This window comes from Microbacterium sp. NPDC058389 (assembly GCF_042722305.1).
Lineage (GTDB): Bacteria > Actinomycetota > Actinomycetes > Actinomycetales > Microbacteriaceae > Microbacterium.
Genome location: NZ_JBHXJQ010000001.1, coordinates 203,758 through 224,819, shown reverse-complemented (window position 1 = coordinate 224,819; position 21,062 = coordinate 203,758). Strand labels below are relative to the sequence as shown.

The window sequence follows — 21,062 nt, the reverse complement described above, 5'->3', positions numbered from 1 at the left end:
GGATCAGCCGATGACGTCGAAGTCGGCACCGAGCATCTCGAGCTTGGTGAGGAACTTCTCGTACCCGCGGCGGATGATGCCGATGTTGCGCACCACCGACTCGCCCTCTGCGGTGAGCGCCGCGATCACGTAGCTGTAGCCGCCACGGAGGTCGGGCACGACGACGTCGGCGCCGTGCAGCGGCGTGGGGCCGTTGATCACGGCGGCCTGCTCGAGCGCCCGGCGAGGAACGCGCCGGGCGGGAGCGTCGATGCCGTCGGGGTGCACGACGATGTCGGCGCCCATCTGGTTGAGCGCCTCGGTGAAGCCCAGGCGGTTCTCGTACACCGTCTCATGGACGGTCGACTCGCCCGGCGCCTGCGTGAGGGCCACGATGAGCGGCTGCTGCCAGTCGGTCATGAAGCCGGGGTGCACGTCGGTCTCGACGACGACGGGCTTGAGCGCGCCGTCGCGACGGAACTGGATGCCGTCCTCGCGGACGTCGAACCAGCCGCCGGCCTTGCGGAACACGTTGAGGAACGTGAGCATCTCCTGCTGACGGGCTCCGCCGACGAAGATGTCGCCGTCCGTCGCGAGCGCCGCGCACGCCCACGAGGCGGCCTCGTTGCGGTCGAAGATCGCACGGTGATCGTAGCCCTGCAGCGAGTCCACGCCCTCGATGAAGATCACGCGGTTCGGCTCGTACGAGATGATGGCGCCCATCTTCTGCAGCACGGCGATGAGATCCATGATCTCGGGCTCGATGGCCGCGTTGCGCAGCTCGGTGACGCCCTTGGCGCGGACGGCGGTGAGCAGCACCTGCTCGGTCGCGCCCACGCTCGGGTACGGCAGCTCGATGTTGGCACCGTGCAGGCCGTTCGGGGCCGTGATGCGGATGCCCTCGTAGCTCTTGTCGACGACCGCGCCGAACGCGCGCAGCGCGTCCATGTGGAAGTTGATGGGACGGTCGCCGATGCGGCAGCCGCCGAGGTCGGGGATGAGTGCCTCACCGAGAAGGTGCAGCAGCGGGCCGCAGAACAGGATCGGGATGCGGGATGCCCCGGCATGCGCGTCGATCTCCTCGAAGTGCGCGGCCACGGCCCCGGTGGGGTCGAGGTGGATCGTCCCCTCCTCCTCGCCGTCCCACACGCGCACGCCGTGGACTTCGAGCAGGGACCGGACGACCTGGACGTCGCTGATGTCGGGGACGTCCCGCAGGACGCTCGTCGTCTCGCCGAGGAGGGCGGCGACCATCGCCTTCGTGACCAGGTTCTTGGCGCCCTTGACCTCGACGCGCCCCGTCAGGGGGCGACCGCCGCGGATGGCGAGGACTTCACCGTTCACGTGCTTCTCTCCCGACTTCGCGATCGTCTCGGCGCCCGCGGCGACATTCAGAAGCGACTTCATCCGGTGGACCTCACTGTATTGGTCGGGGGCTGTCACCCGAGGGGTGCCTCGGGTGCTGCCCGGGGGCGGTTTGCAGTGGACCGGGCGCCCTGTTGGAGCGCCCGACCCGGCTCACGGAACGGGAAGCGTCCGCGGCCGCCACGCCTCGCGGCGAGCCTCGAACTGCGCGATCTTGTCTGCTTCGCGCAGCGTGAGCCCGATGTCGTCGAGCCCTTCGAGAAGCCGCCACCTAGTGTAATCGTCGATGTCGAAAGCGAGCTCCAGCGCGCCGATCGTCGCCGTGCGGGCCTGCAGGTCCACCGTCATCTCGACGCCCGGGTCGGCCTCGATCGCCGCCCACGCGGCCTCGAGGTCGGACTCGGAGATCACCCCCGTGACCAGGCCCTGCTTGCCCGCATTGCCGCGGAAGATGTCGGCGAACCGGGGACTCAGGACGACCTTGAACCCGAAGTCGCGCAGCGCCCAGACGGCGTGCTCGCGGCTGGATCCGGTGCCGAAGTCGGGGCCGGCGACGAGGATGCTCGCGCCCTGGTAGGCAGGCTGGTTCAGCACGAACTCGGGGTCCTGCCGCCAGCTGGCGAACAGGGCGTCGTCGAAGCCCGTCTTGGTGACCCGCTTGAGGTACACGGCGGGGATGATCTGGTCGGTGTCGACCGCAGAGCGCTTCAGCGGGGCGGCGATGCCGGTGTGGGTGGTGAACTTCTCCATGTCAGGCTCCCTGTCCGTCCGCAGCCGATCCGACGAACTCGTTGAGATCGCTCGGGCTGGAGAGCGTGCCGCGCACGGCGGTGGCCGCCGCGACCAGCGGCGAGACCAGATGCGTGCGCCCGCCCTTGCCCTGGCGTCCTTCGAAGTTGCGGTTGCTCGTGGAGGCGCAACGCTCCCCCGGCGCGAGCTGGTCGGGGTTCATGCCCAGACACATCGAGCAGCCGGCGAAGCGCCACTCTGCACCGAAGTCCTCGAACACCTTGTCGAGGCCCTCGGCCTCCGCCTCCAGCCGGACGCGGGCCGACCCCGGCACGACCATGACGCGCACGCCGTCGGCCTTCTTGCGGCCCTTGACGATCGACGCGAAGGCACGGAGGTCCTCGATGCGGCTGTTCGTGCAGGAGCCCATGAACACCGCGTCGACCGCGACGTCCTTGAGCGCCGTGCCCGGCTGCAGGTCCATGTACTCCAGTGCGCGCTCGGCAGCCGCTCGCTCGTTGGCGTCGGCGATGTCGGACGGCGTCGGGACCACGCCCGACAGCGACACACCCTGTCCGGGGTTCGTCCCCCACGTGACGAAGGGCTCGAGCTCGTCCGCGTCGAGGAACACCTCGGCGTCGTAGACGGCCCCCTCGTCGCTCGGGAGCGTGCGCCAGTACGCGACGGCGTCGTCCCAGTCCTGGCCCCGGGGCGCGTGCGGGCGACCCTCCAGGTACGCGAACGTCGTCTCGTCGGGTGCGATCATGCCGGCGCGCGCGCCCGCCTCGATCGACATGTTGCACATCGTCATGCGCCCCTCCATCGAGAGGGAGCGGATGGCGCTGCCGCGGTACTCCAGCACGTAGCCCTGACCGCCGTTGGCGCCGATCTTCGCGATGATCGCCAGGATGATGTCCTTCGCGGTGACACCGGGCTTCAGATCGCCCTCGACCGTGATCGCCATCGTCTTGAAGGGCTTGAGCGGCAGCGTCTGCGTCGCCATCACGTGCTCGACCTCGCTCGTGCCGATGCCGAACGCCATGGCGCCGAACGCACCGTGGGTCGAGGTGTGCGAGTCGCCGCACACGACGGTGATGCCGGGCATCGTGAGCCCCAGCTGCGGGCCCACGACGTGGACGATGCCCTGCTCCTTGTCGCCCAGCGAGTGCAGGCGCACACCGAACTCCTCGGCGTTGCGGCGCAGCGTCTCGATCTGCGTGCGGCTGGTGAGGTCGGCGATCGGCTTGTCGATGTCGAGCGTCGGGGTGTTGTGGTCCTCGGTCGCGATCGTCAGGTCGAGCCGGCGCACGGGGCGCCCCTCGGCGCGCAGGCCGTCGAACGCCTGTGGGCTCGTGACCTCGTGCACCAGGTGGAGGTCGATGTAGATCAGGTCGGGTTGGCCGTCCTCGCCGCGGACGACGACGTGGTCGTCCCAGACCTTCTCGGCCAGCGTGCGGGGGCGGTCCGGGATGCCGGATGCGTCGATCGTGCTCATTGCTCTGTCGTTCTCCTCGGATGAGACGGCGCCCGCGACGAACCGGGGCCGTGAGGGTGGGGCCCGCGACGAACTCCGCGACGAGGGAGGCCTGGGAACTAGGACTCGTCGCGGCCGCTAAGGAGAAGGCGAGCGATCCGCACGAGCCCAGGCTACCACCGGCTCGGTGGACCTCGACTCGCGCGGACCCGCTCTCAGTGCCCTTCGGAGCCCGTGGACCCCTCGACGGCGGGTGCGGCATCCACGGCATTCCGCTTGTCGCGCGCCGACGCGATGAGGCTCGCGATCGTCGCGACCGCCATCGACAGGACGATGACGCCGAGCGACATCCAGGTCGAGATCTCGGGGGCCCATTCGATGGGCTCGCCGTTGTTGATGAAGGGCAGCTCGTTCACGTGCATGGCGTGGAACACGAGCTTGAGACCGATGAACGCCAGGATGAACGCGATGCCGTAGTGGAGGTACCGCAGGCGGTCGAGCAGATCGCCCAGCAGGAAGTACAGCTGACGGAGCCCCATCAGCGCGAAGATGTTCGCGGTGAACACGATGAACGCGCTCTGCGTGATCCCGAAGATCGCAGGGATCGAGTCGATCGCGAACAGCAGGTCCGTGACGCCGATCGTCACGAACACGATGATCATCGGCGTCCACATCTTCTTGCCGCCGACGACCGTGCGGATCTTCGCGCCGTCGTACTCGTCGCTGATGTCGATGAAGCGGCGGAGCACACGGACGACGAAGCCCTCCTGCTTGACGTCGTCCTCATGGTCGCCGCCGGGGAACGCCTGCCGGATCGCGGTCCACACCAGGAACGCGCCGAACAGGTAGAACACCCAGCTGAACTGCTCGATGATCGCGGCGCCCAGGAGGATGAACACGCCGCGCAGCACGAGCGCGATGATGATGCCCACCATCAGGACTTCCTGCTGGTACCTGCGGGGCACGGCGAACTGGCTCATGATCAGCACGAACACGAACAGGTTGTCGATCGACAGGCTGTACTCGGTGAGCCAGCCGGCCACGAACTGACCGGCGTACTCACCGCCCGCGAAGATCCACATCAAGCCGGCGAAGATCAGCGCGAGCGTCACATAGAACAGCACCCACAGGGTCGACTCCTTGGCCGACGGGATGTGGGGGCGCTTGAGGATCAGCAGCAGGTCGGCGACGAGGATGAGCGTCAGGATCACCAGGGATCCGACTTCGAACCACAGCGGGAGATCGAGGTCCATTGCGGGCCTTTCGAGAATGCGGAGAGGGGTCGGTCGAATTCGAAAGTCTCTCCCCCGCTGGCCTGCCGGCCGGCGTCGCACACCCGGGGTCGCTCTGTCGGGACCCGTGATGACGGATGCGCGGTTTCGGGATACTCCCTCTCGCTCGCATCAGGATACAGGCTCGGGATGCCGCACCTCGCGCATCGCGGCGGATCCGGTGAGACGATCCGGGGTGGGCCGACACCTGTTCGATGAGAGATGATTCGAGGGTTCGGAGGATGGGGATGGCTGACGACGGTTCGCACGACGACCCGCAGGGCGACGCCGCGCTGGCGGCGCTGGCCGCGGGCGGGAGCGAGCGCGCCTTCCGCGCCATCTACCGGACCTACGTGCGCCCGGTGTACTGGCTCGCGCACGGCTTGGTCGGCAACCCCGCGGACGCCGAGGAGGTCACGCAGGAGACGTTCCTCGTCGCGTGGCGCAAGCTCCCCGGCTTCGAACTGGCGGGCGAGTCGCTGCTGCCGTGGCTGGCGACCATCTGCCGCTTCCAGGCCGCCAACCGCGTCCGGCGGCAGCGCCGCGACCGCGAGCACACCGCCGCACCGGCCGACGAGAGCCTGCCAGACACGGTCGACGTCGAGCAGCAGGTCGTCGACGGCGCACTGGCCGACGCGATCCTGCGCGAGGTCGCCGGCCTCGGCGACCTCGACCGCGAGATCTTCCGGCTCTGTGCGACCGAGGGCTACGCCTACCAGGCGGCCGCCGAGCAGCTGGGCATCACGCACGGCGTCGTCCGCAATCGTCTCTCCCGCATCCGCACGCGCCTGCGGACCGTCGTGAAGGAGAGCACATGAACACGCAGCCGAGGGACCCGCAGGGTGCGGCATCCCTTCCCGAGCTGAGTCCGCAGCGCATCGACGAGATCGAGGACGCACTGTTCGCCGACATCGCCGCCGACCGGTCGCGGGCGACCACGCAGCGCCGCCGTCGCGGGCGGTACTGGATCGCTGGCGGCGCGGCGGCGGCCGTCATCGTGGTCGCGGCTGTCATCGCGCCGAGCGTCGGCACGATGGTCAGCCCGTCGGGAGGCTCCGACAGCGCGGCCGTCGCGCCGGCGTCCCGGGCGGACGGCGGCGCCGAGAACGGAGCCGCGGACACAGCGCCCGAGTCGAGCGCAGGCTCGATGGTGGCGGACGAGTCCGCCGGAGCGGGCGCGACCGACACCGCGACAGTCGGTCGCGACATCGTGACGACCGCGTCGGCCACTGTCACGGTCGACGACGTCGACGCGGCCGTGCGCAGCGTCGCCGACACCGCGGCGCTGCACGGCGGCTATGTCGAATCGATGAGCATCGGCAGTGACGGCACGGTCTCCCCGGTCGATCCCGCGCAAAGCGGCATGACGGACGGCGTCGTCGCACCCGACGTCATGCCGTATCCGGCGCCGACCGACGGCGCCTGGATCACCGTGCGCGTGCCCGCGGACCAGCTGACCGCCGTGCGCGGTTCCCTGGACGACCTCGGCACCGTCACCGCGTCCAACGTCGATCGGCAAGACGTGACGGCACAGACCGTCGACCTCGAGGCGCGCATCGACGCCGCACAGGCCTCGGTAGACCGGCTCGAGGCGCTGATGGCGCAGGCCGCGAGCGTCGCCGACCTTCTCGCGGCCGAGTCCGCCCTGTCGGAGCGGCAGGCGCTGCTGGAGTCCTACCAGCAGCAGCTCAAGATGCTCGACGACCAGGTCGCGATGTCGACGCTCTCGGTCACCCTCACCCCCGAGGTCGAGCCTGTGACCGCCGATCCCGCCGGGTTCGGCGACGGGCTCGCCGCCGGCTGGAACGGCCTCGTGGCCACGCTCAACGGCATCGTCGTGGCCATCGGGTTCCTCATCCCCTGGCTCGCCGTCGCGGCCGTCGCCGGGCTCATCGTGTGGCTCATCGTCCGCGCCGTGCGCCGGCGGCGGACGGCCCGGGACGCGCGCCCCGCGGAGCCGGCGGCATCCACCGAGGAGTCGAAGACGGAGTGAGGACGCCTCACTTCGGTGCCGAGGCGAGCTCCGCGGCCATGCCGACGAGGTAGACGACGACCGACAGCGCGACGGTCAGCAGGGTCAGCGCCATGATCGTGATCGTGACGCCCCCGGTCGCGAGCTCGCCGCGGGCATGGAGTCCCTCATGGACGCGGCGGTAACGGCGAGCCACGCGGAGGTAGCCCGTCAGCGCGAGCGCCACGAGCACCAGCCCCAGCGGGATCGCGGCATACAGACTCACCTCGGCCGCGAAACGCACCGCGACGGCACCGGCGACCCCCAGTGCCAGGAACGTGCGACGCCAGGCCAGCAGTGTCCGCTCGGGCTGCAGGCCCGGATCGAACGGCTGCTCGGGGGTGCTCATCGCGTCACCAGAGCAGGCCGAGCACCAGCAGCACGACGGCCAGCACGACCCCGACCGTCAGCGCGGGCGCCAGGGCGGCGCCGGGAAGCGGGCGCGATTCGCGCAGCGACCGCTCGGTGCGGTACCAGCCCACCCACGCCTGCACGGCGCACAGCACGCCGAGCACGATGAACACCGCCGCCGACGCGATGCGGAATCCGGTCGACACGCCGACGTCCAGGGCGATGAGGGCGACGCCTGCAGCCAGCATCGCGAGGGACGTGCGCACCCAGGCCAGGAACGTCCGCTCGTTGGCGAGGCTGAACCGTGGATCGGGCTCGGAGCCGCGCCGGTAGAGCGAGCGGGGGAATCGGCTGTCCATCGAGGCCGAGCCTATCCCCGAACAGACGAAGAGCCCCGGTCCGTGGACCGGGGCTCTTCGGGTGGTGACCCCAGCGGGATTCGAACCCGCGTTACCGCCGTGAGAGGGCGGCGTACTAGGCCGCTATACGATGGGGCCGTACAGCGAGCCGGAGCCTGGACTCCGACGTGTTGCCTGACTGGTGACCCCAGCGGGATTCGAACCCGCGTTACCGCCGTGAGAGGGCGGCGTACTAGGCCGCTATACGATGGGGCCGTTCAGGCAACCGTTCGATTATGCCACGCCCCGCATCATCGCTCCAAATCGAGGCAGCAGGTGCGGCGCGGCTTGCCGCCGCACCCCCCGGAGCGATTGACTCGACGCATGCGAGTCACCAAGTTCGAGCACGCGACGCTCACCCTGTCCGACAGCGGCCGGACCATCGTCATCGACCCCGGTTCGTTCACCGCGCCGCTGGGAGACCTGGAGGGCGTCGTCGCCGTCGTCATCACGCACGAGCACGCCGACCACTGGACGGCCGACCACCTCGACCGCATCCTCGAGCAGTTCCCCGACACGCCGATCTACGGCCCCGAGGGGGTCGCGAAGGCCGCCGCCGGATTCGACGTCACCGTCGTCCACCCGGGTGACGTGGTCGAGATCGAGCCGTTCCGCCTGGAGTTCTTCGGCGGCACGCACGCCGTGATCCACCGGACGATCCCGGTCGTCGACAACGTCGGCGTGCTCGTGAACGACGACTTCTACTACCCCGGCGACTCGTACGCCGAGCCCGGACGCCCGGTGAAGCTGCTCGCCGCACCCGTCGGCGCCCCGTGGCTCAAGATCGGCGAGGCCATGGACTTCGTCCTGGCCGTCGCACCGCGTCAGGTCTTCGGCACGCACGACCTCACGCTGTCGGTCGCCGGGCGCGACATGGGACGCGGCCGCCTGGGCTGGGCCGCCCAGCAGGACGGCGGCGAGCTCGTCGTCCTCGATCCGGGCGATTCGGTCGACATCTGACCCGGAACGCACGAGACGACGGATGCTGCGGCGGCTTCGACCCGCGGCATCCGTCGTCTCGTCTTCGACTCATCCCGCCGGAGCCGGATGAGAGCCTGCCTACTGTGCGTCGAGATCGGTCTCCAGCAGCGCGACGAGCTCGTCGAGCGCCTTCTCGGCGCCCTCGCCGTCGGCCTTGAGCGTCACGACCGTGCCCTGCGACGCGCCGAGCCCCATCAGCGACAGGATGCTGCCGGCGTTGAGGTCGGCGCCGCCCTCGACCGCGATGGTCACGGGGACGGGCTGGGACTGGACGGCCTGCACGAACAGCTTCGCGGGGCGCGCGTGCAGCCCCGAGCTGCTCGCGATGGTGGCCTGACGTTCTGCCATGGTTCTCTCCTGTCTGGTCCGACCCGCCCGGAACGGAAGTGGGCGCGTCGACGATCCGATTCTGTCGGACGACCGGGTCAGGCCGCCACGGGTACGCCGGATTCGGCCTGCTCGAGCTCCTTGCGACCGACCCAGCGCTTGAGTCCGATGACGGCGAGCGCCGCCACCACCGTGCCCGCGGCGAGGGCGATGACGAAGCCCCAGATCGGGTCGATCGCGAAGAAGACGAAGATGCCGCCGTGCGGGGCGAGCGACTGCACGCCGAACGCCATCGAAAGCGCCCCGGTGACGGCGCCGCCGAGCATCGACGCGGGGATGACCCGCAGCGGGTCGGCGGCAGCGAACGGGATGGCCCCCTCGCTGATGAACGCGGCGCCCAGCAGCCACGCGGCCTTGCCGTTCTCGCGCTCGATCGGCGGGAAGAGGTCGCGGGCCAGCACGGTCGAGGCGAGGGCCATCGCGAGCGGCGGCACCATGCCGGCGCACATCACTGCGGCCATGATGAGGTACGGCGTCGGGTTCTCGGCCGAACCCGCGCCGAGGCCGGCGACCGCGAACGCATAGGCGACCTTGTTGACCGGACCACCCAGGTCGAAGCACATCATGAGACCGAGGATCACGCCCACGAAGATGATCGCGTCGGTAGCGGCGAGATCGGTGAGCCACGAGTTCAGCCCCTCCATCAGCGTCGCGATGGGGCGCCCGAGGAAGAGGATCATGAGACCGGACGCGACGATCGACGCCAGCAGGGGGATGATGACGACGGGCATCAGGCCGCGCAGCCAGCGAGGCGCCCGCCACGTGCCGATCCACCATGCGACGACACCGGCCAGCAGACCTCCGATGATGCCTCCGATGAACCCGGCGTTCATCAGCACCGCGACCGCGCCGGCCACGAACCCGGGCGCGATGCCGGGCCGATCGGCGATCGCGAACGCGATGTAGCCGGCGAGCGCCGAGACGAGGAAGCCCATCGACGTCGCGCCGATCATGAAGGCGACCGAGCCGAGGTACTGCCCCAATCCGCCGGCGGGCAGATCCCACAGCGCATTCTCGACGATGACCGTTGCGGCGTCCTTGTTGACGTCGTACCCGCCGAGAAGGAAGCCGAGCGCGATCAGCAGACCGCCGCCGGCGACGAACGGGATCATGTAGCTCACGCCGGTGAGGAGGATCCGCTGGATGCGGGCGCCCCACGACAGCGTCTCGGACGACGTGGATGCCGCGGCCGCCGCCTCGCCGCCGACACGGGTGGCCGACGGGTCCTCGGCCGCCGCGAGGGCCTCGGCGATGAGCTGCGCGGGCTGCTCGATCCCGCGCTTCACACCCGAGCGGACCACCGGCTTGCCGGCGAAGCGCTGCGGCTCGCGCACATCGACGTCGGTCGCGAAGATCACCGCGTCGGCGGCGTCGATCACCTCGCGGGGCAGCGCCTGGTAGCCGCTGGAGCCCTGCGGCTCCACGACGAGGTCGACGCCGGCCTTCTTGCCGGCCGCCGTCAGCGCGTCGGCCGCCATGAAGGTGTGCGCGATGCCCGTGGCGCACGCGGTCACGGCGACGATGCGCGCGGGGCGGCCGTCGATGCCAGGCGCACCCGGCACCGGTGCCGCGGCGGCGGGCGTGGCGGCTGCGGGCGTGGCGGCTGCGGGCATGGACGCGGCATCCGCCTCGCCGATGGCCGCGCGCACGATCGCGACCACCTCGTCGTCCGACGAGGCGGCGCGCAGGCCGGCCGTGAAGTCCTCCTGCATGAGGCTGCGGGCGAGCTTCGACAGCACCGCGAGGTGCGCCTCGGCGGCGTCGGCGGGCGCCGCGATCAGGAACACGAGGTCGGCGGCGCCGTCCGTCGCGCCGAAGTCGACGCCCGGATCCAGGCGCGCGAAGGCCAGCGACGGCGTCGTGACGGCGGCGCTCTTCGCGTGCGGGATCGCGATCCCGCCGGGAAGCCCGGTCTCGTCCTTCTGCTCGCGGGCCCACGCGTCGGCGTAGAGCGCCTCGGCGTCGGTCGCGCGTCCCTGTGCGACGACGCGCTCGGCGAGGGAGCGGATGACGGCGGACTTGTCGGCGCCGAGGGCGGTGTCCAGGCTCACGAGGCCCGGGGTGATGGTGTCGGCCATGACGACCTCCGATTTTCGTAGGGGTGATTCGGGCGGGTGGGAATTCAGGCGAGACGGGTGACGGGTACGTCGCCGTGGGGCAGGTCGGCGGGCGCCGGTGCCTGTGTGCCGGGAAGGGATGCCGCGGCCGCCCCGTACCGGACGGCCCGTCGCAGCCGCTCGTCGGGGCCGTCCCCCCGGGCCTCGCCCAGCACGTAGCCGGCGAGGGAGCTGTCGCCGGCGCCGACCGTGCTGACGACGCGGATGGGCGGCGGGACGGCGGCCCAGGCGCCGTCGGCGGCGACCAGCAGTGCGCCACGCGCACCGAGAGTGACCAGCGCCGCACCGACGCGATCGGGCACGAGCGCACGCGCGACGTCGAGGGCCGTGTGCGCATCGGCGCCGTCGAGCGGAGTGCCGACCAGCTCGCCGAGCTCCTCGTCGTTCGGCTTGATGAGGTCCGGACGCCCGTGCGCGACGACGGCTGCCAGCGCCGGACCCGAGGTGTCGACGGCGATGAGAGGCGCCTTCTCCGCGTGCACGGCGCGCACGGCGCCGATCACCCGAACGTAGAAGTCGTCCGGAACACCCGGCGGGAGCGACCCCGCCAGCACCAGCCAGCGCGCGCCGGCCGAAGCCGCGACGGTCGCGTCCACGACGGCCGAGATCTCGTCGGGCGACAGGCGTGCCCCCGGCAGGTTGAGCTTCGTGGTGATTCCTGCGGGGTCGGTCACGGCGAGGTTGGCGCGCACGTGACCGGCGACCGGCACGCGATGCGCGTCGAGGCCGCTCCCCCGCAGCGCTGTGTCGAACGGGTCGTCGACGGCGAGCGGCAGCACGGCGACGCACGGCTCGCCGGCGGCGACGATCGCCCGCGCGACGTTGATGCCCTTGCCACCGGCATCCTCGCGCGCGGACTGCGCGCCCTGCACCTCGCCGACCTGCAGCGGCGCGGGCAGCATCACGGTCCGATCGAGGGACGGGTTGGCGGTGAGCGTGACGATCATGAGAGCCAGACCTCCACATCGGCGTCGGCGAGCGCGGACGCGAGTTCGGCATCGGGAGCGGTGTCGGTGACGAGCACGTCGATCGCCTCGAGAGGCGCGAAGCCGACGAGCAGCTCGAGGCCGAACTTGTCGGCGTCGGCGACCACGACGACGCGGCGGGCCGACGCGACGATCGCCCGCTTGACGGCGGCCTCGTCCGGGTCGGGGGTGCTCAGTCCGAATGCGGCGGACAGTCCGTTGGTGCCGACGAATGCCACGTCGGGGCGCAGCGCGCCGATCGCCCGCACCGTATCGGCGCCGACGGCGGCAGCGGTGAGGCCGCGCACGCGACCGCCGATGAGCGACAGGGACGCCCCCGGGACCGCCGCCAGCGCATGGCCCAGGGTCAGCGAGTGCGTCACCACCTCGATGCGCTCCGCCGCCAGCCGCGGCGCGAGGGCTGCCGCCACCGCCGCCGTCGTGGTGCCCGCGTCGAGGAAGAGGGACCCGCTGAAGTCATCGCCCAGCACGTCGAGCGCCCGGGCGCCGATGGCCGCCTTCGCGCCGCCGTGATGCTCCAGCCGCTCGGCCAGCGACGGCTCGCGGGTGCTGGCGCGTTCGCGCCCGACGGCGCCGCCGTGCACGCGCCGCAGGGCACCCACCGACTCCAGGTGGTCGAGGTCGCGGCGGACGGTCTCGGTCGTGACGTCGAAGCGGTCGGCCAGCTCGACGACGCTGACGCGTCCCTGTGCGGCCAGCAGGAGCTCGATCTGCTCGTGGCGCTCCGTTGCGTACATCTGCGGGTCCTTCCGTGGATTCCCACACATTACAACATGTTCCAACACAAACACAAGAGAGCGCAGGAGTCGGACGGAGTAGGTTCGAACGATGCCCGACAAGCCCGCCGCGGAGTTCCCCATCGACGCCGACCTCGTGCGTGGGCTCGTCCTCGCCCAGGCAGGAGCGCGCATCCCGAACGCCGCGACCCTGCCGTTGCACAAGGTCGCGGAAGGCTGGGACAGCGAGATCTGGCGACTCGGCGACGCGTATGCCGTGCGGCTCCCCCGACGCGAGATGGCCGCGCCCCTCGTCCTCAACGAGCAGCGCGTACTGCCGGAGATCGCCCGCCGCCTGGCCCCCCTCGGTCTGTCCGTCCCCGAGCCGGTGGTGTGCGGCGTTCCGGCGGGCGTCTACCCCTGGGCGTGGTCGATCGTCCCGTGGATCGAGGGAGAGCGTGCAATGGACGTCCCGCGCGTCGATCGCGGCGGCTGGGCGGCGCCGCTCGCCGCAGCACTGGTCGCCCTGCACACCGATGCTCCGGCGGACTTCCCCGTCAACCCGGTGCGCGGCCACCCGCTCGCGACGCGCGACGCTGGATTCGCCGAGCGGCTCGCCCTGCTGCGCGAGACCCGGACGCTCGACGACGCGACGGCCGAGCGGCTGGCCGCCGTGTGGCGCGCCGGCGTCGCCACGCCGGAGTGGAGCCGAACGCCGGTGTGGATCCACGGCGATCTGCACCCCGGCAACCTCGTCTCACGGGAGGGCGCTCTCGCGGGCGTCATCGACTTCGGCGACGTGACCGCCGGCGACCCGGCCTACGACCTCGGCGTGGCATGGCTCGCGTTCGACGCCCCGGCACGCCGACGCTTCGTCGCCGCGACCGGCGGGCGCTACGACCCCGCGACGTGGCGCCGCGCCCACGCCTGGGCGGCTGCCGTCGCCCTCATGTTCCTCGTCCACAGCGACGACAACCCCGACTACTTCGAGCTCGGAAGGGATGCCGTCACGCAGGTGCTCGCCGACGGCGAGGCGTGACGGCATCCACCGTCCGATCCCAGGCGGGACCGGCACGCGAGCCGGGTCGCGGCCCTCGGAGGAACAAGAAAACCCCCGTTCAAACGGGGGTTTCATCTTGCTGGGGTACCTGGACTCGAACCAAGAACAACTGAACCAGAATCAGCCGTGTTGCCAATTACACCATACCCCAAGGCGTTTCCGCCGAAGCGGTGCCGAGGAATGAGTCTACGTCACCGCGGCACGTGCTCCAAACCGAGCCGCTACCCGCGCGCGTCGACCAGCGCCCCGAGGCGGCGGATCGACTCGGGCTTGCCGAGCAGCTCCATGGACTCGAACAGCGGCGGCGACACGCGGCGGCCGCTCAGCGCGACGCGGAGCGGGCCGTAGGCGACGCGGGGCTTGAGACCGAGGCCGCCCTCCTCGACGGGGGTGATGAGGGCGCCGGCGAGGGCGTCCTGCACCGCGGCGGCCGAGAAGTCCGTGTCGGGCACGAGTTCGAGCGCGCCCACCGACGCCACCAGCACCTCGTTCGCGTTGGCGGGGAGCGACGCGAGCGCGTCGTCCTGGTACGACACGTCGTCCGCGAACAGGAATCCCAGCAGACCCGGCGCGTCGCCGAGCAGCTGCATGCGCTCCTGCACGAGCGGCGCGGCCGCGGCGAGCGTCGCCTGCTGCGCGGGCGTCGGCGGCTCGGCCACGACGCCGGCGGCCGCCAGGTAGGGCACGAGGCGCGCCGCGAAGTCCTCAGGCTGCAGCATCCGGATGTGGTCGCCGTTGATCGACTCGGCCTTCTTCTGGTCGAACCGGGCCGGGTTGGGGTTCACGTCGACGATGTCGAACGCCGCCACGAGCTCCTCGAGCGAGAACACGTCGCGGTCGGGACCGATCGACCAGCCGAGCAGCGCGAGGTAGTTGAGCAGGCCCTCGTGGATGAAGCCCTTGTCTCGCTGCAGGAACAGGTCGGCCTTCGGGTCGCGCTTGGAGAGCTTCTTGTTGCCCTCTTCGCCCAGCACGAGCGGCATGTGGGCGAAGCGCGGGACGAACGTCGTGACGCCGGCATCCACCAGCGCTCCGTAGAGGGCGAGCTGACGCGCGGTCGACGGCATGAGGTCCTCGCCGCGGATCACGTGCGTGATGCCCATGAGCGCGTCGTCGACGGGGTTCACGAACGGGTACAGCGGAACGCCGCCCGCGCGGACGAGCACGAAGTCGGGGAACGACCCGGCGGGGAACGTGACCTCGCCGCGGATCAGGTCGACATAGGTGAGGTCCTCGTCGGGCACGCGCAGGCGCCACGCAGGCTCGCGACCCTCGGCACGGAACGCGGCCTTCTGCTCGTCGGTGAGGTGGCGGTCGAAGTTGTCGTAGCCGAGCTGCTTGGCACGGCCGTTGGCCTCGTTGCGCGCGTCGATCTCTTCGGCCGTCGAGTAGCTCTCGTACACGGCGCCGGCCGCGATGAGCTTGTCGAGCACGTCGCGGTAGATGTCGTGGCGCTGCGACTGGCGGTACGGAGCGTGCGGGCCGCCCACCTCGACGCCCTCGTCCCAGTCGATCTTGAGCCAGCGCAGCGCATCGAGGAGCTGCTGGTAGCTCTCCTCGCTGTCGCGTGCCGCATCGGTGTCTTCGATGCGGAACACGAGCTTGCCGCCGTTGTGGCGGGCGTAGGCCCAGTTGAACAGCACCGTGCGGATGAGTCCGACGTGCGGGAGGCCGGTCGGCGAAGGGCAGAACCGGACGCGGACGTCGGCGCCGGTGGCGGTCGTGGTGCGGGGATCAGGCGAAGAGGACATCACCGTCGATTCTAGTTCGCGGATGCCTCGCCGCCGGGGCCGGCCGTGGCGCCCGACGTGGGTCCGGCCACGAGCCGCGCCAGGGCCGTGAGCGTGGCCCGCACCGCGGGGACGCGGTCGGCGCCGCGCGCGGTGACGGTGTGGATCGTGCGCCGCTCCCCCGCCGGCAGCGGCACGATCGCCAGGCCCGGCAGCTGCGGGAACGACTCGACGGCCATGCGCGGCAGTGTCGCGACGCCGATCCCCTGCGCGACGAGGCCCTCGACGGCGACGAAGTTGTCGGTCTCGAACGCGATGCGGGGGGCGAACCCGGCGCGGCCGCACAGCTCCAGCAGGTGTCCGCGGCAGCGGGGGCACCCCGCGATCCAGGAGTCGTCGGCGAGCGACGCGACCTCGACGGACGCCGCACCGGCACCCGGGTGCCCTGCGGGCAGCACCGCGAGCATCTCGTCGACGCCGATCGAGCGCACGTCGAGCCCGCGCGCACTGGTCCCGTGCGGGTCGTCGCGGTCCCCCGGGTAGCTGAAGGTCAGCGCGATGTCGGTGCGGTCCTCGCGCACCGCCTCGACCGCTTCGGGCGGCTCGGCCTCGACGTACGTGAGCGAGATCCCGGGATGCCGCACCGCGAGGTCCGCCAGCAGCCGCGGCACGACCGTCGGCGAAGCCGACGGGAAGGCCATGAGCCGCACGCGCGCGGCGCGGAGTCCCTGCAGCTCGGCGAGCTCGCCGGCCGCGGCATCCAGCGCCGTCGTCACGGCGGGTGCGTGCCGCGCGAGGATGCGGCCTGCGTCGGTGAGGCGGACGCTGCGACCCACGCGCTCGACGATCGCGATGCCCAGCCGCTGCTCGAGGCGCTTGAGCTGCTGGCTGACGGCGGGCTGGCTGTAGCCGAGCTCCAGCGCCGCACCCGTGATCGAGCCGGCGTCGGCCACCGCTTTCACGAGCCGCAGCTCCCGCGCGTCGAACCCGGGGTCGTCGTCGAACACGTCCGTCATGCTCCGAGCATAAGCATTCGTTATGGGTTTCATGGAATACCTGCCGTAGACGTGAGCAATCGTTGCGTCCAGGCTGGTGGCATGTCCGCCCTGGCCGTCTCCTCCCCCGCGATCCGCGCCGCACAGCGCGCGTTCCCCGGCGGGCGCGACTACCTCGCGGCGTGCACCGCGGGCCTGCCCAGCCGCGCCACGCGGGACGCGGTCGTGGCCGACCTCGACGCCGCCGCCGCGGGGCGCGTCGATCTCGCCTCCTACTGCGCGGCGGTGGAGCGCTCGCGCGCACTGTTCGGCGCCCTTGTCGGCGTCGGCGCCGAGCGGGTCGCGATCGGCTCGCAGACGTCGGTCGCTGCGGGCCTCATCGCGGCATCGCTCCCCGACGGTGCGGAAGTGCTCGTGCCCGAGGGCGAGTTCTCGTCGATGGTGCTCCCGTTCGTGCACGCCGGGCGCGGCATCCGGGTCCGCACCGCTCCGCTGCCCGAGCTGGCCTCGGCCGTGTCGGCCGACACCGCGCTCGTGGCCTTCTCGATCGTGCAGTCGGCCACCGGCGAAGTGGCGGATGCCGCGGCCATCGTCGCCGCCTCGGCCCGGCACGGCGCCCTCACCCTGTGCGACGCGACGCAGGCCGTCGGCTGGCTTCCCGTCGCGGCATCCGACTTCGACGCCGTCGTCTGCCACGCGTACAAGTGGCTGTGCGCACCGCGCGGCGTCGCGTTCCTCGCATTGTCGGAGCGCCTCGCCTCCCGCATGACGCCGATCCACGCCGGCTGGTACGCCGGCGACGACCCGTGGTCGTCGTGCTACGGCGGGGAGGTCGAACTCGCCACCGACGCACGGCGGTTCGACGTCTCGCCCGCGTGGCAGGCGTTCGTCGGCGCCGCGCCCGCGCTGGAGCTGTTCGCCGCCATCGACCCCGCAGACCTGCACGCGCACGCGACAGGGCTCGCCGCGGCGTTCCGCGCGGGTCTCGGTCTGCCCGTCCCCGAACGGGCGTCGGCGATCGTCACCTGGAACGACCCCGGAGGCTGCGACCTCGCCCGGCTCACCGCCGCGGGCCTCACCGCATCCGGCCGGGCAGGACGCGCGCGCGTCGCGTTCCACGTCTTCAACGACGCGGACGACGTCGACCTGGCGCTCGCGGCGCTCGGCCGCTGAGCCGTCGGCGGCCTCGCCGCACTGCGTAGACTGCACACGCGGGTCAGCCGGCCCTCGCCCCGACGGAGGCCTCATGACCCCCCACCCCGACCGCACGGTGCTGCGCGGCGGCATCGTGATCGACGGAACGGGCGGCCCGCGGCATGCTGCGGACGTCGAGATCACGGGGGGACGGATCGCTGCCGTCGGCGACGTCGCGACGCTGCCCGGCGACCATGTCATCGACTGCCGCGGCCGTTTCGTGATGCCCGGCTTCATCGACGCCCACGCGCACGTCGACGGACGGGTCTTCGACGCCGGTGTCCAGCTGGCGCTGCTGCGACAGGGCATCACGACCGTCATCGGCGGACAGGACGGCGTGTCCTACGCCCCCGGCGACGGCGTGTGGGCATCCCGCTACTTCGCCGCGATCAACGGCCCCCACCCGACGTACGCGGGCGGCGGCGTGGCGGAGCTCCTGGCGTCGTACGACGAGGCGACCCCGCTCAATGTCGGGTTCCTGGTGCCGGCCGGCACGGTGCGACACCACGTGATGGGCATGCGCACCGGCCGCGCGGATGCCGTCCAGCTGGCCGAGATGCAGCGCCTCGTCGCCGAAGGGCTCGAGGCCGGGGCCCTCGGGCTGTCGACCGGGCTCGACTACGTGCCCGGGATCTTCGCCGACCGCGAGGAGCTCACGGCGCTGTGCGCACCCCTCTCCGAGGCGGGCGGGCTCTACGTGACCCACATGCGCGGCGGGTACGAGACGAACACGGCAGCGGGGCTCCACGAGGTGGTCGCGATCTGCACGGGCGGCGACGTGCACCCGGGCGTCCGCGGGCACGTGTCGCATCTGCACGTCGACGCGGCCGACGCCGATCGGCTGCTCGCAGAGGCCGCGGCATCCGGCGCGGATCTCTCCTTCGACATGTACCCGTACACGCGAGGGTGCACGCTGGTGTCGATGGCCGTGCTGCCGCCCGAGTACAGCGCGCTCGACGTCGACACCGCCGTCACGCGCCTCTCCGACCCCGCCGAGCGAGCGCGGCTGCGCGACACGTGGTTCCCGGGCGTGGCAGACAAGCCGAGCCTCGGACCGGAGTGGCCCGCGATGATCCGCATCGGCCACACGCCGGCCGCGGACTGGGCGTGGGCACCCGGGCTCACGCTCGCGGAGATCGCCGACGAGCGCGGCACAGACGTGGTCGATGCCACGCTCGATCTGCTCGTCGCGGGCCGCCTCGAGGTCAACGCCGTGATGGCCGTGCGCGACGAGCGTCCCGTCGAGAACCTCGCCCGGCTGTTCGCACATGACGCGCACACCGGCGGGTCGGACGGCATCTTCGTCGGCGCCGTGCCGCACCCGCGTGCCGCCGGATCGTTCGCACGTTTCCTGGGCACGTACGTCGGGCGCTCGTTCGAGTGGGAGGGCGCCGCCGTGCACCTCGCCTCGCGCACAGCGGAGCGCTTCGGCCTCGCCGACCGCGGTGCCGTCGTGCCGGGAGCCGCCGCCGACCTCGCGATCGTCGACCCGGTGACCGCGGTCGACACCGCGACCTACGACGACCCGCGCGCCCTCGCGCGCGGCATCGACGACGTCTTCGTCAACGGCACCCAGGTTCTCCGCGACGGTGCCCTCACCGGCGCGCTCGCCGGGCGCGGACTGCGCCGTCCGCCCGCTTCGACCACCTCCACGAAAGGAACCCCATGACCAAGGAAGCCGTCATGATCCAGAACGCCCCGAAGCCTGCCGGCCCGTACAGCCACGGCGTCGCCGCGGCCGGCTTGCTCTTCACGGCGGGCTTCGGCCCGCAGGACCCCGCCACCGGCGAGGTCGTGCCCGGCGGCGTGTACGAGCAGACGCAGCAGGTGCTGCGCAACGTCCGCAGCGTCCTGGAGGCCAAGGGCGCCTCGTTCGACGACGTCGTGAAGGTGACGGCGCACCTGCAGCACCTCAAGCGCGACTTCGCCGAGTACAACCGCGCGTACGGCGAGTTCTTCGTCGAGCCGTACCCGGTCCGCACCACCGTCGGCTCCGACCTCTACGACATCCTCGTCGAGATCGACGTCGTCGCGGTCCTGCCGGAGGCATGATGCCGGTCGAGCGCGTCCTCGGCGCGGACGACAAGGGACTGCCGGCGGACGCCGCCGGCCTCAGCGTCGCGGAGTTCCTCTCGCGCGCCCCCCGGCTCGCACAGCTGTGGACCCCGCTGCTCGTCCTCGACCAGGGCGCGCTCGACGACAACATCGCCTTCCTCGCCGGCTGGGTCGCCGCGCGCGGCCTCGAGCTCATGCCGCACGGCAAGACCACGATGGCCCCGCAGCTGTGGCGACAGCAGCTGGACGCCGGCGCCACCGGCATCACCGTGGCCACGCCGTGGCAGCTGCGGGTCGCCGTGGATGCCGGCATCCCCGCCGTCATGCTCGCGAACCAACTGGCGCAGCCCGAGGCGATCCGGTGGGCGGCCGACGCCGCAGCGGCCGGCACCCGCATCTGGAGCTGGATCGACGACGCTGCCGCGGTCGAGGTCATCGAGCGCGCCTTGGGCGCGTCGCCCGATCGCCCGCTCGACGTGCTCGTCGACCTCGGCCGACCGGGCGGGCGCACCGGCGTCCGCTCCGCCGCGGGGGCCCTCGCGCTCGCCGAGCGGATCGCCGACTCGTCCGCCGTGCGCCTCGCGGGCGTCGCCGGATACGAAGGAGCGGTCGCGCACGGACGCGGGCCCGAAGGGCTCCACGCGGCCCGCACGTTCGTCGATGAGATCCTCGCCGCGCACGAGGCGTTCGCCCCGCTCTACGACGGCGGCGACGTGCTCGTGACCGCCGGCGGCAGCGCCTACCCCGATGTCGTCGGAACCGCTTTCGCCGCGGCCGTCCAGGGGGGCGACTCCGCGCGCTTCGTGCTGCGCTCGGGCGCCTACATCGTGCATGACCACGGGTACTACCGGCAGAACTCGCCGTTCGAAGGCGCCGGTCTGCGACCGGCCGCGCGCGGCATCGCGCGGGTCGTGTCCCGGCCCGAGCCCGGGCTCGCGCTGATCGACGCGGGCAAGCGCGACTTCCCGTACGACGAGGGCCTGCCGGTCCCCTTGTATGCGCTCACCTCCGCAGGAGAGCGGATGCCGCTCCCCGGCGCCGAGCTGACCAAGCTGAACGATCAGCACGGGTTCCTGCGCGTCGCCGACGGCACCGCGCTCACGATCGGAGACGCCGTCGTGCTCGGGCTGTCGCATCCCTGCACGATGTTCGACAAGTGGCGGCTCGTCCCGGTCGTGGACTCGCTCGACGACGGGACGTTCGACCCGGCCACGGCGACGGTCACCGACCTGGTCGAGACCCGATTCTGACGGCTGGGGTCTC

The 21,062-nt window shown here is 71.7% G+C and carries 20 protein-coding genes and 3 tRNA genes; 8 read left to right on the top strand and 15 right to left on the bottom strand.

Annotated elements, in window-relative coordinates; translation table 11 throughout:
- Nucleotides 1–3 precede the first annotated feature (3 nt).
- The 4 genes from murA to ACFWJ8_RS01170 form a co-directional block, all read right to left on the bottom strand.
- Nucleotides 4–1,386, bottom strand: a complete 1,383-nt coding sequence (murA, locus tag ACFWJ8_RS01185) for a UDP-N-acetylglucosamine 1-carboxyvinyltransferase (RefSeq protein ID WP_378807938.1) — start codon at nt 1,384–1,386, stop codon at nt 4–6.
- A 111-nt stretch (nt 1,387–1,497) separates the two neighbouring features.
- Nucleotides 1,498–2,094, bottom strand: a complete 597-nt coding sequence (gene leuD, locus ACFWJ8_RS01180) for a 3-isopropylmalate dehydratase small subunit (protein ID WP_378807936.1) — start codon at nt 2,092–2,094, stop codon at nt 1,498–1,500.
- A gap of 1 nt (nt 2,095) precedes the next feature.
- Complete coding sequence (leuC, locus tag ACFWJ8_RS01175) at nt 2,096–3,568, bottom strand: 3-isopropylmalate dehydratase large subunit (protein ID WP_378807934.1); 1,473 nt, start codon at nt 3,566–3,568, stop codon at nt 2,096–2,098.
- Nucleotides 3,569–3,762: 194 nt separating this feature from the next.
- Complete coding sequence (locus tag ACFWJ8_RS01170; protein ID WP_378807932.1) at nt 3,763–4,800, bottom strand: TerC family protein; 1,038 nt, start codon at nt 4,798–4,800, stop codon at nt 3,763–3,765.
- A 266-nt stretch (nt 4,801–5,066) separates the two neighbouring features.
- Here ACFWJ8_RS01170 and ACFWJ8_RS01165 point away from each other — a divergent pair, with 266 nt between their 5' ends.
- Both ACFWJ8_RS01165 and ACFWJ8_RS01160 read left to right on the top strand, forming a co-directional pair.
- Nucleotides 5,067–5,636 carry an RNA polymerase sigma factor gene (locus ACFWJ8_RS01165; RefSeq protein WP_378807930.1) on the top strand — a complete coding sequence of 190 codons (570 nt, stop codon included), beginning with the start codon at nt 5,067–5,069 and terminating at the stop codon, nt 5,634–5,636.
- Nucleotides 5,633–6,811 (top strand): DUF4349 domain-containing protein, encoded by a 1,179-nt coding sequence (locus ACFWJ8_RS01160; protein ID WP_378807927.1) that lies wholly within the window; start codon nt 5,633–5,635, stop codon nt 6,809–6,811. The genes ACFWJ8_RS01165 and ACFWJ8_RS01160 overlap by 4 nt, the downstream gene beginning before the upstream one ends.
- 7 nt (nt 6,812–6,818) lie before the next feature.
- Here the strand turns inward: ACFWJ8_RS01160 and ACFWJ8_RS01155 are convergent, their stop codons facing one another.
- The 4 genes from ACFWJ8_RS01155 to ACFWJ8_RS01140 form a co-directional block, all read right to left on the bottom strand.
- Nucleotides 6,819–7,178: a DUF202 domain-containing protein gene (locus tag ACFWJ8_RS01155; RefSeq protein ID WP_378807925.1), complete on the bottom strand. Its 360-nt coding sequence runs from the start codon at nt 7,176–7,178 to the stop codon at nt 6,819–6,821.
- Between the two features lie 4 nt (nt 7,179–7,182).
- Complete coding sequence (locus ACFWJ8_RS01150; RefSeq protein WP_378807923.1) at nt 7,183–7,539, bottom strand: YidH family protein; 357 nt, start codon at nt 7,537–7,539, stop codon at nt 7,183–7,185.
- Between the two features lie 62 nt (nt 7,540–7,601).
- A tRNA-Glu gene (locus ACFWJ8_RS01145) sits at nt 7,602–7,677 on the bottom strand.
- A 41-nt stretch (nt 7,678–7,718) separates the two neighbouring features.
- A tRNA-Glu gene (locus ACFWJ8_RS01140) sits at nt 7,719–7,794 on the bottom strand.
- A gap of 108 nt (nt 7,795–7,902) precedes the next feature.
- On the opposite strand from ACFWJ8_RS01140, the gene ACFWJ8_RS01135 reads away from it, so the two are divergent.
- On the top strand, nt 7,903–8,538 hold the full coding sequence (locus ACFWJ8_RS01135; protein WP_378807921.1) for an MBL fold metallo-hydrolase: 636 nt from the start codon (nt 7,903–7,905) through the stop codon (nt 8,536–8,538).
- Between the two features lie 99 nt (nt 8,539–8,637).
- Here ACFWJ8_RS01135 and ACFWJ8_RS01130 read toward each other — a convergent pair whose 3' ends face one another.
- From ACFWJ8_RS01130 to ACFWJ8_RS01115, 4 genes are all read right to left on the bottom strand, one after another.
- Complete coding sequence (locus tag ACFWJ8_RS01130) at nt 8,638–8,907, bottom strand: HPr family phosphocarrier protein (protein WP_378807919.1); 270 nt, start codon at nt 8,905–8,907, stop codon at nt 8,638–8,640.
- Between the two features lie 77 nt (nt 8,908–8,984).
- Nucleotides 8,985–11,024 carry a fructose-specific PTS transporter subunit EIIC gene (locus ACFWJ8_RS01125; protein ID WP_378807917.1) on the bottom strand — a complete coding sequence of 680 codons (2,040 nt, stop codon included), beginning with the start codon at nt 11,022–11,024 and terminating at the stop codon, nt 8,985–8,987.
- Between the two features lie 44 nt (nt 11,025–11,068).
- On the bottom strand, nt 11,069–12,010 hold the full coding sequence (locus ACFWJ8_RS01120) for a 1-phosphofructokinase family hexose kinase (protein ID WP_378807915.1): 942 nt from the start codon (nt 12,008–12,010) through the stop codon (nt 11,069–11,071).
- Entirely contained in the window at nt 12,007–12,786 is a 780-nt protein-coding gene (locus tag ACFWJ8_RS01115) for a DeoR/GlpR family DNA-binding transcription regulator (protein WP_378807913.1), read from the bottom strand. The genes ACFWJ8_RS01120 and ACFWJ8_RS01115 overlap by 4 nt, the downstream gene beginning before the upstream one ends.
- A 91-nt stretch (nt 12,787–12,877) precedes the next feature.
- Here ACFWJ8_RS01115 and ACFWJ8_RS01110 point away from each other — a divergent pair, with 91 nt between their 5' ends.
- Nucleotides 12,878–13,804, top strand: a complete 927-nt coding sequence (locus tag ACFWJ8_RS01110) for an aminoglycoside phosphotransferase family protein (protein WP_378807911.1) — start codon at nt 12,878–12,880, stop codon at nt 13,802–13,804.
- Between the two features lie 100 nt (nt 13,805–13,904).
- On the opposite strand, the gene ACFWJ8_RS01105 is transcribed toward ACFWJ8_RS01110, so the two are convergent.
- From ACFWJ8_RS01105 to ACFWJ8_RS01095, 3 genes are all read right to left on the bottom strand, one after another.
- Nucleotides 13,905–13,976: transfer RNA gene (locus tag ACFWJ8_RS01105), tRNA-Gln, on the bottom strand.
- A gap of 70 nt (nt 13,977–14,046) precedes the next feature.
- On the bottom strand, nt 14,047–15,576 hold the full coding sequence (gene gltX / locus ACFWJ8_RS01100; protein ID WP_378807909.1) for a glutamate--tRNA ligase: 1,530 nt from the start codon (nt 15,574–15,576) through the stop codon (nt 14,047–14,049).
- Between the two features lie 11 nt (nt 15,577–15,587).
- A complete protein-coding gene (locus ACFWJ8_RS01095; RefSeq protein ID WP_378807907.1) occupies nt 15,588–16,571 on the bottom strand; it encodes a LysR family transcriptional regulator in 984 nt (327 codons plus the stop codon).
- A gap of 81 nt (nt 16,572–16,652) precedes the next feature.
- On the opposite strand from ACFWJ8_RS01095, the gene ACFWJ8_RS01090 reads away from it, so the two are divergent.
- From ACFWJ8_RS01090 to ACFWJ8_RS01075, 4 genes are all read left to right on the top strand, one after another.
- Complete coding sequence (locus tag ACFWJ8_RS01090) at nt 16,653–17,723, top strand: aminotransferase class V-fold PLP-dependent enzyme (protein ID WP_378807905.1); 1,071 nt, start codon at nt 16,653–16,655, stop codon at nt 17,721–17,723.
- 73 nt (nt 17,724–17,796) lie between these two features.
- Complete coding sequence (locus tag ACFWJ8_RS01085) at nt 17,797–19,413, top strand: amidohydrolase family protein (protein ID WP_378807903.1); 1,617 nt, start codon at nt 17,797–17,799, stop codon at nt 19,411–19,413.
- Complete coding sequence (locus ACFWJ8_RS01080; RefSeq protein WP_378807901.1) at nt 19,410–19,796, top strand: RidA family protein; 387 nt, start codon at nt 19,410–19,412, stop codon at nt 19,794–19,796. Before ACFWJ8_RS01085 ends, ACFWJ8_RS01080 begins: the two co-directional genes overlap by 4 nt.
- Nucleotides 19,796–21,049: an alanine racemase gene (locus tag ACFWJ8_RS01075; protein ID WP_378807898.1), complete on the top strand. Its 1,254-nt coding sequence runs from the start codon at nt 19,796–19,798 to the stop codon at nt 21,047–21,049. The genes ACFWJ8_RS01080 and ACFWJ8_RS01075 overlap by 1 nt, the downstream gene beginning before the upstream one ends.
- Nucleotides 21,050–21,062 lie beyond the last annotated feature (13 nt).